General features: G+C 60.1%; 12 protein-coding genes and 5 tRNA genes. 12 read left to right on the top strand and 5 right to left on the bottom strand.

From position 1 onward, the window contains the following. Positions 1 to 91: 91 nt before the first annotated feature. Positions 92 to 167 (bottom strand) — tRNA-Asn (locus PMI25_RS23455). Between the two features lie 219 nt (positions 168 to 386). Between PMI25_RS23455 and PMI25_RS23460 the strand changes: the two genes are divergently transcribed. Further along, a complete protein-coding gene (locus PMI25_RS23460; protein ID WP_007969215.1) occupies positions 387 to 617 on the top strand; it encodes a hypothetical protein in 231 nt (76 codons plus the stop codon). Here the strand turns inward: PMI25_RS23460 and PMI25_RS23465 are convergent. Together PMI25_RS23465 and PMI25_RS23470 are read right to left on the bottom strand one after the other, a co-directional pair. Then, on the bottom strand, positions 614 to 814 hold the full coding sequence (locus tag PMI25_RS23465; protein ID WP_007969217.1) for a hypothetical protein: 201 nt from the start codon (positions 812 to 814) through the stop codon (positions 614 to 616). The genes PMI25_RS23460 and PMI25_RS23465 overlap by 4 nt on opposite strands. Positions 815 to 1,039: 225 nt before the next feature. Then, positions 1,040 to 2,236, bottom strand: coding sequence for an amino acid aminotransferase (locus PMI25_RS23470; RefSeq protein WP_007969220.1), 1,197 nt, complete (start codon positions 2,234 to 2,236; stop codon positions 1,040 to 1,042). A gap of 337 nt (positions 2,237 to 2,573) precedes the next feature. Between PMI25_RS23470 and uvrB the strand changes: the two genes are divergently transcribed. Continuing rightward, a complete protein-coding gene (uvrB, locus tag PMI25_RS23475; protein WP_007969222.1) occupies positions 2,574 to 4,589 on the top strand; it encodes an excinuclease ABC subunit UvrB in 2,016 nt (671 codons plus the stop codon). 116 nt (positions 4,590 to 4,705) lie between these two features. Here uvrB and PMI25_RS23480 read toward each other — a convergent pair whose 3' ends face one another. Then, complete coding sequence (locus PMI25_RS23480) at positions 4,706 to 6,196, bottom strand: MDR family MFS transporter (protein WP_177325742.1); 1,491 nt, start codon at positions 6,194 to 6,196, stop codon at positions 4,706 to 4,708. Between the two features lie 49 nt (positions 6,197 to 6,245). Continuing rightward, positions 6,246 to 7,295, bottom strand: a complete 1,050-nt coding sequence (locus PMI25_RS23485) for an HlyD family secretion protein (RefSeq protein ID WP_007969224.1) — start codon at positions 7,293 to 7,295, stop codon at positions 6,246 to 6,248. A gap of 228 nt (positions 7,296 to 7,523) precedes the next feature. On the opposite strand from PMI25_RS23485, the gene gltX reads away from it, so the two are divergent. The 10 genes from gltX (at position 7,524) to PMI25_RS23535 (ending at position 13,493) form a co-directional block, all read left to right on the top strand. Then, positions 7,524 to 9,005, top strand: a complete 1,482-nt coding sequence (gene gltX, locus PMI25_RS23490) for a glutamate--tRNA ligase (RefSeq protein ID WP_003226448.1) — start codon at positions 7,524 to 7,526, stop codon at positions 9,003 to 9,005. 203 nt (positions 9,006 to 9,208) lie between these two features. Further along, a tRNA-Ala gene (locus tag PMI25_RS23495) sits at positions 9,209 to 9,284 on the top strand. A gap of 79 nt (positions 9,285 to 9,363) precedes the next feature. After that, positions 9,364 to 9,439: transfer RNA gene (locus PMI25_RS23500), tRNA-Glu, on the top strand. A gap of 53 nt (positions 9,440 to 9,492) precedes the next feature. Continuing rightward, positions 9,493 to 9,568, top strand: a tRNA-Ala gene (locus PMI25_RS23505). 81 nt (positions 9,569 to 9,649) lie between these two features. After that, positions 9,650 to 9,725, top strand: a tRNA-Glu gene (locus PMI25_RS23510). 181 nt (positions 9,726 to 9,906) lie between these two features. After that, on the top strand, positions 9,907 to 10,446 hold the full coding sequence (locus tag PMI25_RS23515; protein ID WP_007969225.1) for a TetR/AcrR family transcriptional regulator: 540 nt from the start codon (positions 9,907 to 9,909) through the stop codon (positions 10,444 to 10,446). Between the two features lie 30 nt (positions 10,447 to 10,476). Next, positions 10,477 to 11,310, top strand: a complete 834-nt coding sequence (locus PMI25_RS23520) for an alpha/beta fold hydrolase (protein WP_007969226.1) — start codon at positions 10,477 to 10,479, stop codon at positions 11,308 to 11,310. Between the two features lie 46 nt (positions 11,311 to 11,356). Then, the gene (locus PMI25_RS23525) at positions 11,357 to 11,806 is read left to right on the top strand and encodes an acyl-CoA thioesterase (RefSeq protein WP_007969227.1); all 450 of its coding nucleotides are present in this window, start codon (positions 11,357 to 11,359) and stop codon (positions 11,804 to 11,806) included. Positions 11,807 to 11,968: 162 nt separating this feature from the next. Further along, the gene (locus PMI25_RS23530; RefSeq protein WP_007969228.1) at positions 11,969 to 12,928 is read left to right on the top strand and encodes a tRNA dihydrouridine synthase; all 960 of its coding nucleotides are present in this window, start codon (positions 11,969 to 11,971) and stop codon (positions 12,926 to 12,928) included. A gap of 121 nt (positions 12,929 to 13,049) precedes the next feature. Then, on the top strand, positions 13,050 to 13,493 hold the full coding sequence (locus PMI25_RS23535) for an Hsp20 family protein (RefSeq protein ID WP_007969230.1): 444 nt from the start codon (positions 13,050 to 13,052) through the stop codon (positions 13,491 to 13,493). Positions 13,494 to 13,519: the final 26 nt, after the last annotated feature.

The raw sequence follows: 13,519 nt of genomic DNA on the forward strand, positions 1-13,519 counted from the left end.
AAGGCTGCGATCCTTTGATCTTTTGATCTTTTGACTTTTCGAACGCCCACAAAAAAGCCCCTGAATCTTTCAATTCAGGGGCTTTGCTATTTGGCTCCACAACCTGGACTCGAACCAGGGACCCAATGATTAACAGTCATTTGCTCTACCAACTGAGCTATTGCGGAATTGGTGCGTATGTTACTGATTCAAAAAGAGAAGTCAAGCATCGGGTGTAAAATTTCTGCTGTCAGCAGGACGGACGGTGATTTGTCAGCGATTGGCGATTACCAGAACCGCCTCACAGGTCTACCATGGCTGCCCGGAAGTGGTCACACGCGCTGCCGGCCATTCGCCGAAAAGGTACGCGCCATGAAGCCTGCAATCCGCAACAACGAGGTGCTCGCATGAGCATCGCGCAAATCAGTCTGCCCAAGGGCGTTGGCCCCCACGCCGAGAAACTCTTCGACGCAATCACTCAGGCCGGCACGGCTGAGGAACTCAATCGCGCTGGCGGTAAAGCCGAAGGTTTCGTGCTCGGCCTGGAAAGCACCAAGGCGATCAAAAGCCAGATTGCCGAATCGCTCTACGTCGCCTATGACGATGCCGCGAGTCAGCGCGCGAGCGAACTGGCTTAACTGCCGAAGGTAATCGTTCCGAGCAGCAATTTGGCGTACGCTGCGGTGGCCGCCAGTTGCACCAGCCACAGGGCGAGACCGCCGAGAAACACCCCGGCGGCGACTTGCAGCACCAGGTTTTTTTCGCGTTTGGCCGTAGTGCGCGGAATGAAATCATCCAGGTCGTCACGGTCGGCGCGCAGGTTGTCGTTTTTCATTTGGGTTCTCACAGAATTCTTGGATAAACACAAAACTCTGTAGGCCTTCGCCTGCTCGCGATAGCGTCTTGTCAGCCGAAGCATCATTGCTTGACCCACCGCTATTGCGAGCAGGCTCACTCCTACAGGTTGATTTGTGTGCAGTCTAGAGGGTGTGGACATCATTCCGGGACAAATAAAAAACGGGAAGCCCCAAGGCTTCCCGTTTTTCATTGCCAGGCGAAATCAGATGACCTGAACGATCGCATCCGTTACCGCTTTGATGTTGCTCTGGTTCAGTGCCGCGACGCAGATGCGGCCGGTGTCCAGGGCGTAGATGCCGAACTCGTTGCGCAGGCGGTGCACCTGTTCGGTGGTCAGGCCGGAGTAGGAGAACATGCCGCGCTGACGGCCGACGAAGCTGAAGTCACGCTGCGGGGCTTTTTCGGCCAGCAGGGCGACCATCTGCTCGCGCATGCCGCGAATGCGCAGGCGCATTTCTGCCAGTTCGGCTTCCCACTGGGCGCGCAGTTCCGGGCTGTTCAACACGGCGGCGACGATGCTGGCACCGTGAGTTGGCGGGTTGGAGTAGTTGGTGCGGATCACACGCTTGACCTGCGACAGCACGCGCGCGCTTTCTTCTTTCGATTCGCTGACGATCGACAGGGCACCAACGCGCTCGCCGTACAGCGAGAACGACTTGGAGAACGAGCTCGAAACGAAGAAGGTCAGGCCCGATTCAGCGAACAGACGCACGGCTGCGGCGTCTTCATCGATGCCGTCGCCGAAACCCTGGTAAGCCATGTCGAGGAACGGCACGTGACCTTTGGCCTTGACCACGTCCAGCACGTTTTTCCAGTCGGCCGGGGTCAGGTCGACGCCGGTCGGGTTGTGGCAGCAGGCGTGCAGCACAACAATCGAGCCGTTCGGCAGGGCGTTAAGGTCGTCGAGCATGCCGGCACGGTTCACGTCGTGGGTGGCGGCGTCATAGTAACGGTAGTTCTGCACCGGGAAGCCAGCGGTTTTGAACAGCGCGCGGTGGTTTTCCCAGCTCGGGTCGCTGATCGCCACGACGGCGTTCGGCAGCAGTTGCTTGAGGAAGTCGGCACCGATTTTCAGCGCGCCGGTACCGCCGACGGCCTGAGTGGTGACGATGCGACCGGCAGCGATCAGCGGCGAGTCGTTACCGAACAGCAGCTTTTGCACCGCCTGGTCGTAGGCGGCGATGCCGTCGATCGGCAGGTAGCCACGGGAGGCGTGCTGAGCAGCGCGAATGGTTTCGGCTTCGATCACCGCGCGCAGCAGGGGAATTCGCCCCTCTTCGTTGCAGTAAACACCTACACCCAGGTTGACCTTGGTGGTCCGGGTATCGGCGTTGAATGCTTCGTTGAGGCCCAGGATTGGATCGCGGGGTGCCATTTCGACAGCGGAGAACAGGCTCATTATTACGGCGGCTCTGAATGGAGAGTGGAGGGACGTGTCGCGCTCCAGCCGAATGCACTAGAGCGGTGCACAAACGGGGAGCTAGTATAGAGGCCATCACTGAGCAATGGCGACAGGCGATTCAGCTTTTCAGGCAAGTTTTTCCGATTATTTCTTGACCGTTAGTCGATTGACTCTGTCAGAGACTTTACCGGATGTAGGACGTTTGCCTTGAAAGGCGAGGCAATCGGCTCCACATTGAGCACAATCTTCGTTTTTCCTTGGGCGACAACGGTCGTTTGCGGTCATCCCCGCGGCTCGGCTGTTTTCTGCGCGAGCCGCGATCCCAGAGGTGTGTATGTCCGAATTCCAGCTAGTCACCCGCTTCGAGCCCGCCGGCGATCAGCCAGAAGCGATCCGCCAATTGGTCGAGGGCATCGAAGCCGGGCTGGCGCACCAGACGCTGCTCGGTGTGACCGGCTCGGGCAAGACCTTCAGCATCGCCAATGTCATCTCGCAGGTACAGCGCCCGACGCTGGTGCTGGCGCCAAACAAGACCCTCGCCGCGCAACTGTATGGCGAGTTCAAGGCGTTCTTCCCGAACAACGCGGTCGAGTATTTCGTTTCCTACTACGACTACTACCAGCCCGAAGCCTATGTGCCGTCGTCCGACACCTTCATCGAGAAGGACGCGTCGATCAACGACCACATCGAACAGATGCGCCTGTCCGCGACCAAAGCGTTGCTCGAACGCAAGGACGCGATCATCGTCACCACGGTGTCGTGCATCTACGGTCTCGGTAGCCCGGAAACCTATTTGAAGATGGTGCTGCACGTCGATCGCGGCGACAAACTCGATCAGCGCGCCTTGCTGCGGCGTCTGGCCGACCTGCAATACACCCGCAACGACATGGATTTTGCCCGGGCGACGTTCCGCGTGCGCGGCGACGTGATCGACATCTATCCGGCGGAATCCGATCTGGAAGCGATCCGCATCGAGCTGTTCGATGACGAAGTCGAAAGCATCTCCGCGTTCGACCCGCTGACCGGCGAAGTCATCCGCAAAATGCCGCGCTTCACCTTCTACCCGAAGAGTCACTACGTGACACCGCGCGAGACCCTGCTCGACGCCATCGAACACATCAAAGTCGAATTGCAGGAACGTCTCGAATACCTGCGCAGCAACAACAAACTGGTGGAAGCCCAGCGTCTGGAGCAGCGCACCCGTTTCGATCTGGAAATGATCCTCGAACTGGGTTACTGCAACGGCATCGAAAACTACTCGCGCTACCTGTCCGGACGTCCGGCCGGTGCCGCGCCGCCAACGCTGTATGACTATCTGCCGGCCGACGCCTTGCTGGTGATCGACGAATCCCACGTCAGCGTGCCGCAAGTCGGCGCGATGTATAAGGGCGACCGTTCGCGTAAAGAAACCCTGGTCGAATATGGCTTCCGCTTGCCGTCGGCGCTGGACAACCGGCCAATGCGTTTTGACGAGTGGGAAGGGGTCAGCCCGCAGACCATTTTCGTCTCGGCGACGCCGGGCAATTACGAGGCCGAACACGCCGGGCGCGTGGTCGAGCAAGTGGTGCGTCCGACCGGTCTGGTCGACCCGCAGGTTGAAGTGCGTCCGGCGCTGACTCAGGTCGACGATTTGCTCTCGGAAATCACCAAGCGCGTGGCGGTCGAGGAGCGGGTGCTGGTCACCACGCTGACCAAACGCATGGCCGAAGACCTCACCGATTACCTCGCCGACCACGGCGTGCGCGTGCGTTACTTGCACTCGGACATCGACACCGTCGAACGGGTCGAGATCATCCGCGACCTGCGTCTGGGCACCTTCGATGTGCTGGTGGGGATCAACCTGCTGCGTGAAGGTCTGGACATGCCGGAAGTGTCGCTGGTGGCGATTCTCGACGCGGACAAGGAGGGCTTCTTGCGTTCCGAGCGCTCACTGATCCAGACCATTGGCCGGGCCGCGCGGAACCTCAATGGCCGGGCGATTCTCTACGCCGACCGGATTACCGGCTCGATGGAGCGGGCGATTGGCGAGACCGAGCGTCGTCGCGACAAGCAGATCGCCTTCAACCTGGAAAACGGCATCACCCCGAAGGGCGTGTTCAAAGACGTCGCCGACATCATGGAAGGCGCCACTGTACCTGGCTCGCGCAGCAAGAAGCGCAAGGGCATGGCCAAGGCCGCCGAAGAAAACGCCAAGTACGAAGCCGAACTGCGTTCGCCAAGCGAAATCACCAAACGCATTCGCGCGCTGGAAGAGAAGATGTACCAGTTGGCGCGGGATCTGGAATTTGAGGCAGCGGCGCAGATGCGCGATGAGATTGCCAAGTTGCGTGAGCGGCTTTTGGCTGTCTGAAGATTTGCAGTGTTTGGTCGGACCTCTTCGCGAGCAAGCTCGCTCCCACATTGGAATTGTGTCGTTCACAAAACCCCTGTGGGAGCGAGCTTGCTCGCGAATGGGGCGACTCGCTCTTAATGAGATTCCCCAGCCTTCAGCCCTTGAGGCAATTTCCTGGTCAACAAGATCGCCAGCATGCTGACCCCCAGTGCAATCCCGACAAAGTGAAACGCATCGTTGTAGGCCATGATCAGCGCCTGCTGATGCACGATCTCACTCAACTTGCCGAGCGCCGCCGTGTCACTGCCAAAGCGGTCGGTCATCGACGCCAGCCGCTCGGCTACCTGCGGATTGGTCGGCACCACCGCTTCACGCAAATAATCGAAGTAAGTCTTGGTCCGAGCATCCAATAGCGTGGCGAGCAGGGCGATGCCGATCGCGCCGCCGAGGTTGCGCAGGATGTTGAACAGGCTCGACGCCGACCCCGCGTCCTGCGGCAGGATGTATGCGGTGGCGATCAGCGAAATGGTCACCATGATCAGCGGCTGACCCAGCGCCCGGATGATCTGGATCTGATTGAACTGCGGCCCGGCGAAATCCGGGTTGAGCACCCCCGACGAAAAACTCGCCAGCCCGAACAGCCCGAAGCCCAGGGTGCACAGCCACTTCGGCGAGACGAATTTCATCAGCTTGGGCACCAGCGGGATCAGGAACAGCTGCGGCACGCCCATCCACATGATCACTTCGCCGATCTGCAGGGCGTTGTAGTTCTGGATCTGCGCCAGGTACAGCGGCAGCAGATAAATCGAGCCATACAGCCCGACGCCCATGCCGAGGCTGGAAATGCTCGACAAACCGAAGTTGCGATTGCGCAGGATGCCGAGGTTGATCAGCGGGTTGGGTTTGGAAATCTGCACGATGACGAAGGTGATCAGGCTGAGCAGGGCAATGCTGCCCAAGGTCACGATCAGGTTTGATTCGAGCCAGTCCTTGCGATGGCCTTCTTCGAGAAATACCTGTAGGCAACCGAGGCCGACACCGAGGGTGAGAATCCCGGTGTAGTCGGTGCTTTTCAGCAGTTCCCAGTGCGCTTCCTTCTTCTCCAGCCCGTACATCAGCCCGGCGATCATGATCAGCCCCGGCGGAATGTTGATGTAGAAGATGTATTCCCAGCCCCAGTTTTCCGTGAGCCAGCCGCCGAGGGTCGGGCCGATGGACGGGGCGAAGGTCGCGGTCATGGCGAACATCGCCATGCCCTTGGCGCGATGGTGTTCGGGGAGTTTGATCAGGGTCAGGGTGAACGCCAGCGGAATCAGCGCGCCGCCGGTGAAGCCCTGCATGGCGCGAAAGACGATCATGCTTTCGAGGCTCCAGGCCATCGAACACAGCAAGGACGAAATCAGAAAACCCAGGGAAACCCACACCGCCAGCCGACGCGCCGAGAGCAGCTGCACCAGCCATGCGGTCAGCGGGATCATGATGATTTCCGCGACCAGATACGACGTGGAAATCCACGAGCCTTCTTCCAGCGTCGCCGACAGCGCGCCCTGAATGTCCTTGAGTGAAGAGTTGGTGATCTGGATATCGAGCACCGCCATGAAGGCGCCGAGCATCACGCTCATCACCGCGATCCAGTCCCGCCGGGTCGGTTCGCCGACCGGGCGGATCAGCGAATCACCGGCCATTGTCTGGGGCGTCTTTGATGTTCACGGTGGCGGTGACCGACATGCCTGGGCGAATCTTGCCGTGCAGCGGGTTGTCGGCATTGAAGGTGAGTTTCACCGGAATCCGCTGCACGACTTTGGTGAAGTTGCCGGTGGCGTTGTCCGGCGGCAGCAGGCTGAACTGTGCGCCCGAGGCGGCGAACAGGCTGTCGACCCGCGCTTCGATCGGCGTGTCGCTGTAGGCATCGAAGGTCAGCTCGGCTTTTTGTCCGGGCTGCATGTGGCCGATCTGGGTTTCTTTGAAGTTGGCCTGCACCCAGATGTCTTCGTCCGGGACGATCGACAGCAGATACGCGCCGGCCTGCACCACCTGACCGTTGCGCGCGGCACGCTGGCCGACCAGGCCGCTGATCGGTGCGTGGATTTCGCTGCGGGTCAGGTTGAGCTCGGCTTGCGCCAGATCGGCGCGGGCGTTGGCGATCTGTGCGTCGAGGCGTTTGATCTCGGCCGTCAGTGCGTTGACCTGCTGGCGCTGGCTCTGCGCATCGGCCTGGGCCTTGGCCACTTGCGAGCGGGCAATGTGGGCGTCAGCGGAGAGGGTGGTCACCCGTTCTTCGGAAACGTAACCGGGTTTGCGCAAGGTTTCGGCTCGCGACAAATCCATCTGCGAACGGCCAAGCGTGGCCTGGGTGGTCGCCACTTGCGCGTCGCTGGCGGCGATCAGGCTCGATTGTTGGGTCAATTTGCTTTGTGCCTGCAAACGCTCGGCTTCGCGGGTGGCGAGGGCGGCATTGGCGCGGTCGACGGCGAGGCGGAAATCATTGGGTTCAAGGCGCACCAGCAACTGGCCTTTTTCCACGTGCTGGTTGTCCTGCACCAACACTTCGTCGATGCGCGCGCTCAACTGGCTGGAGACGCGGGTGATCTCGCCCTGGACATAGGCGTTATCGGTGCTTTCATAAAAACGGCCCTTGAAAAACCAGTGGGCGAAGAAGCCCCCGGCAATCAACAGAACCAGGAGCAGGAAAATAAACAGGCGACGCTTGAGTTGGGCAGGCATGGGCAAACTGTAGTCGAGGAATTGTAAGGAAAGTTATCTGCGGCTGAATCTGGCATACCGCCGATAAACGGTAAATGCCAATGGCTGATATTCGGCCCGTCACCACGGTCTATGGGCGTTCCAGCCGCAAACTTGGCTTAAATGCCCTGCCCGCTGGAGCGGGGCGGGTGTCGCCTGTTACCATTCGCCGCTTGATTGTTTTGCTTTTCATTCTTTTCGAGACATGCCATGACCACCGTCCGCACTCGCATCGCGCCATCGCCTACCGGGGACCCCCACGTAGGTACCGCTTACATCGCATTGTTCAACTACTGCTTTGCCAAGCAGCATGGCGGTGAGTTCATCCTGCGCATCGAAGACACCGACCAGTTGCGTTCGACCCGCGAGTCGGAACAGCAGATCTTCGACGCCCTGCGCTGGCTGGGTATCGACTGGAGCGAAGGCCCGGACGTCGGCGGCCCGCACGGCCCGTACCGGCAGAGCGAGCGTGGCGATATCTATCAGAAGTATTGCCAGCAACTGGTCGACATGGGCCACGCGTTCCCGTGCTTCTGCACTGCTGAAGAGCTGGATCAGATGCGCGCCGAGCAGATGGCGCGCGGCGAAACCCCGCGTTATGACGGCCGCGCACTGTTGCTGTCGAAGGAAGAGGTCGCCGCTCGTCTGGCCGCCGGCGAACCGCACGTGATCCGCATGAAAGTGCCGACCGAAGGCGTCTGCGTGGTGCCGGACATGCTGCGTGGCGATGTCGAGATCCCGTGGGATCGCATGGACATGCAAGTGCTGATGAAGACCGACGGCCTGCCGACGTACTTCCTCGCCAACGTGGTCGACGACCACCTGATGGGCATCACCCACGTGCTGCGTGGCGAAGAATGGCTGCCATCGGCACCGAAACTGATTCTGCTGTACGAATACTTCGGCTGGGAACAACCGGAGCTGTGCTACATGCCGCTGCTGCGTAACCCGGACAAGAGCAAGCTGTCCAAGCGCAAGAACCCGACCTCGGTGACTTTCTACGAGCGCATGGGCTTCATGCCGGAGGCTATGCTCAACTACCTCGGTCGCATGGGCTGGTCGATGCCCGACGAGCGCGAGAAGTTCTCGCTGCAGGAAATGGTCGACAACTTCGACCTCAAGCGTGTGTCCCTCGGCGGGCCGATCTTCGACATCGAGAAACTGTCGTGGCTCAACGGCCAGTGGTTGCGAGATCTGCCGGTGGAAGAATTCGCCGCGCGAGTGCAAAAGTGGGCGTTCAACTCCGAATACATGATGAAGATCGCGCCGCTGGTTCAGGGCCGCGTTGAAACCTTCAGCCAGGTTGCACCGCTGGGCGGCTTCTTCTTTGCCGGTGGCGTAAACCCGGATGCCAAGCTGTTCGAATCGAAAAAGCTTTCCGGTGATCAGGTGCGTCAGTTGATGCAATTGATCCTGTGGAAGCTGGAAAGCCTGCGTCAGTGGGAGAAGGACAGCATCACTGCGACGATTCAGGCGGTGGTCGAGTCCCTTGAACTGAAGCTGCGCGATGCGATGCCATTGATGTTTGCCGCGATTACCGGGCAGGCCAGTTCGGTGTCGGTGCTCGATGCGATGGAAATCCTCGGTCCGGACCTGACTCGTTTCCGTCTGCGCCAGGCGATCGACCTACTGGGCGGCGTGTCGAAGAAAGAAAACAAAGAGTGGGAAAAGCTGCTGGGCGCGATTGCCTGAGCACGTCTGACTCTGCGGTAACCGCCGAAGGCCGGGATCGTTTGATTCCGGCCTTCGGCGTTTTTCCCCCGGATTTTCGGGGGGAGGGCGGTAAGTGATTGTTATGCCGACAAAAAACTTTGAAATTTTTCAAAAATAAGTTTGACAGGCTTTCGATACGCCCTTAAGATTCGCCCCGTCCTCAGCGATGACATCAACGATGAGGGGCTATAGCTCAGCTGGGAGAGCGCTTGCATGGCATGCAAGAGGTCGACGGTTCGATCCCGTCTAGCTCCACCAATTTACACTTCGAAGCCTGGCCACACCGGCTCCGAAGCGATCAACACTCAGCGTTGATCAGTTGTATAGAAGGGTTTGCGTCCCCTTCGTCTAGTGGCCTAGGACACCGCCCTTTCACGGCGGTAACAGGGGTTCGAGTCCCCTAGGGGACGCCAGTTTTACAGAAGTGATGTTGCAAGATGTCACTCCGCCGCGAGGCGAAAAATCCGGGGCTATAGCTCAGCTGGGAGAGCGCCTGCATGGCATGCAGGAGGTCAGCGGTTCGATCCCGCTTAGCTCCACCAATTTTACAGTTCAAGGTCTGGCCACACCGGCCTTGAATCAGATCAGATCTCAGCACTGATCAGCTGTATAGAAGGGTTTGTGTCCCCTTCGTCTAGTGGCCTAGGACACCGCCCTTTCACGGCGGTAACAGGGGTTCGAGTCCCCTAGGGGACGCCACGATTACCCGCTCTGCGGGATTTATAAGGGTCATTCAATTATTGAATGGCCCTTTTGTTTGTCTGGCGTTTGGCCAATTCTCCTTTTTCCTTACACTGTGCTTCAGACCAGCGGTCATATCCTCGACTTGCGGAATATTATTATGCGAATAATATTCTAGTCGTAATATTCGGAGGCAACGATGAACGATAAAAAAGCTCAAACCCGCGAACGCATCCTCAAGGCTGCCAGCGCCGCACTCATGCAGCGTGGCCCGGCGGATCCCAGCGTGGGCGAAGTGATGGGCGCCGCCGGCCTGACCGTCGGTGGTTTCTACGCGCACTTCGAAAGCAAGGACGCGATGATGCTCGAGGCGTTCAAGCAACTGCTCAGCCGGCGGCGCGACCTGATTGCCGACATGGACTCCGAGCTGACCGGTGAAGAGCGTCGCGCCCTGGTTGCTGCGTTCTATCTGTCGCGCAAACACCGTGATTCCAGCGACGCCGCATGTCCGATTCCGGCGTCCATTGGCGAATTGGGGCGTCTGCCGGAATCCTTCCGCATCGCGCTGAACGAACACCTGGAACTGATGATCGCGCAGTTGGCGTCCAGCCCCGAGGACACCGACAAAGCGTTGGCCGATGTGGCGTTGATGGTGGGTGGTCTGGCGCTGGCAAGAGCGCTGGGCCCGGGCGATTTATCCGATCGATTGCTGCGCGCCGCCAAGTCGGCGGTGCGTTGACCTGAAGGCAACAGGCCTTGGGAGAGAGCGATGAACACGTTGAAGTGGGTTCGTGGCGTTAATGGCACCTTGGGCTGGATTGCACCAAAGCAGGTAGCGAGCAAAATGCGCACAGCGTTCATGACGCCGCGCGCGCTGCCGCTGCGAGATTGGGAGTTGCCATTGCTGGCGAGTTCCGAGCGGATTACCCTGCGCTTCGGCCTGTCGGCGCTGCGCTGGGGGCAGGGCCCGGCGGTGTTGCTGATGCACGGCTGGGAGGGGCGGCCCACCCAGTTTGCAGCGTTGATCACCGCACTGGTCGAGGCCGGTTACACGGTCGTTGCCCTCGATGGTCCGGCCCATGGTCGTTCACCGGGGCGTGAAGCCAACGTCGTGCTGTTCGCTCGCGCCATGCTTGAGGCCGCAGCCGAGCTGCCACCGCTTCAAGCCGTCATCGGCCACTCCATGGGCGGCGCCAGTGCCATGCTCGCGGTGCAACTGGGCCTGCGCACAGAAACCCTGGTCAGCATCGCTGCTCCCGCGCGGATTCTCGGCGTACTGCGCGGTTTCGCTCGCTACGTCGGCATGCCGCCGCGGGCGCGCTCGGCATTCATCCGCCAGGTCGAGCAGGACGTCGGCATGCGCGCCGCGACCCTTGATGTCGCGCACTATCAGCTGGATATGCCGGGCCTGATCGTGCATGCCGAGGACGATACCTTCGTCTCGGTCAAGGAATCGCAATTGATCCACGAATCCTGGTTCGACAGCCGCCTGATGCGCCTGGAGAGCGGCGGCCACCAGCGGGTGCTGGCTGACCCTCGGGTGGTTGATGGTGTGTTATCACTGTTGGCGGGGCGCAGCCTTCAAGCGCGGCAATCGGCCTGACATCCGTTACACTGCCCCGGTTGAATAATCTGACCGGGAGTGGGGCATGGGCTGGGATCGGGCAACGCCGTTCACCATTGATCTGCAAGTAGGCGCCGAAGACATCGACGGGCTGGGCCACGCGAACAACGCGGTGTACGTGACCTGGCTCGAACGCTGCGCCTGGCGCCACTCGCAGCGTCTGGGGCTGGATCTGGTCGAGTACCGGCGTCTGGATCGGGCGATGGCCGTCGTGCGTCACGAAATCGATTATCTGGCGGCGGCCTACGAAGGTGATGAGCTGCAACTGGCGACCTGGATCGTCGATTGGGACCAGCGCCTGAAAATGACCCGGCACTTCCAGCTGATCCGCCCGAGCGACAACGCCACCCTGCTGCGTGCCCAGACCACCTTCGTCTGCATCGAACTGTCCAGCGGCAAGCCCAAGCGCATGCCGGCGGAGTTCATCGAGGGTTACGGCCCGGCAATCCAAAGTTCAGAAACAACTCAAATCTAAACTGTAGGAGTGAGCCTGCTCGCGATAGCGGTGTGTCAGTCAGCATCCATCTATCTGACCCACCGTTATCGCGAGCAGGCTCACTCCTACAAGGGATCTGCGGTTTCTTGCGATATCCAGTAAACTGCCGCACGTTTTTTCTTCCTGAGTAGTGTTTTCCCCATGCAAATTGCCCTGGCGCCCATGGAGGGGTTGGTCGACGACATCCTGCGCGACGTGCTGACCCGCGTTGGCGGCATCGACTGGTGCGTGACCGAGTTCATTCGGATCAACGATCAGTTGCTCACCCCGGCTTACTTCCACAAGTTCGGCCCGGAGCTGCTCAACGGCGCCCGCACCCGTGCCGGCGTGCCGCTGCGCGTGCAATTGCTCGGCTCTGATCCGGTGTGCCTGGCGGAAAACGCCGCACTGGCCTGCGAGCTCGGCTCGCAAGTCATCGATCTGAACTTCGGCTGCCCGGCCAAAACCGTCAACAAGTCCCGGGGCGGGGCGGTGCTGCTCAAGGAGCCGGAGCTGCTCAACTCCATCGTCGAGCACGTGCGCCGCGCCGTGCCGGCACACATCCCGGTCACCGCGAAGATGCGCCTGGGTTTCGACAGCCCGGATGGCTCGCTGGTCTGCGCCACCGCGCTGGCCGAGGGCGGCGCCGAGCACATCGTGGTGCATGCCCGGACCAAGGTTGATGGCTACAAGCCGCCGGCGCATTGGGAGTGGATCCCGCGGGTGCAGGACGTGGTCAAGGTGCCGGTGTTCGCCAATGGCGATATCTGGAGCGTCGAAGACTGGCGCCGTTGCCGCGAGATCAGCGGCGTCGAAGACATCATGCTCGGGCGCGGCCTGGTGTCACGTCCCGATCTGGCGAAACAGATCGCTGCCGCACGGGCCGGCGAAGACGTGGTCGAGATGACCTGGGCCGAGTTGCTGCCGCTGATTCAGGACTTCTGGCTGCAAGCCAAGGCGCAGATGACTGCACGCCAATCGCCCGGTCGCTTGAAGCAATGGCTGGCGATGCTGACGCGCAATTATCCCGAAGCCACCGAGCTGTTTACCGTGCTGCGTCGCGAGACAGAGCCGTATCAAGTCTCGCGTTTACTGGGTTTGCCGGTTGCCGAAGCAGCCTGAAAAAAATCTGCAAATAATCTCTTGAAATCATTTTGGCGGCCCCTATCTAAGGGGTACGCGATGCCGAATTCGGGTCGCGGAGACACAAAAACTTGCTGATTGTTTTCAGGAGATTTGAACCATGAGTACTGCATTTTCCCTGGCACCACTGTTCCGTTCCTCGGTGGGTTTCGACCGTTTCAACGACCTGTTCGAAACCGCGTTGCGCAACGAGCCAGGCAGCACCTACCCACCCTACAACGTGGAAAAACACGGTGACGATCAATACCGCATCGTCGTAGCGGCCGCCGGTTTCCAGGAGGAAGACCTGGAGCTGCAAGTCGAGAAGGGTGTGCTGACCATCAGTGGCGGCAAGCGTGATGCCAACGAAGGCGTGACCTTCCTGCATCAAGGCATTGCCCAGCGGGCTTTCAAGCTGTCCTTCCGCCTGGCCGATCACATCGAAATCAAGGCCGCCGATCTGAGCAACGGTCTGCTGAGCATCGACCTGTTGCGCGTGATCCCGGAAGAAGCGAAAGCCAAGCGCATCCCGATCAACGGAGCGCAGAAGCCGGTTCTGCAATAAGGCCGAGCAAGAAAAAAGGGCGCCAC

The organism is Pseudomonas sp. GM30 (genome assembly GCF_000282275.2).
Lineage (GTDB): Bacteria > Pseudomonadota > Gammaproteobacteria > Pseudomonadales > Pseudomonadaceae > Aquipseudomonas.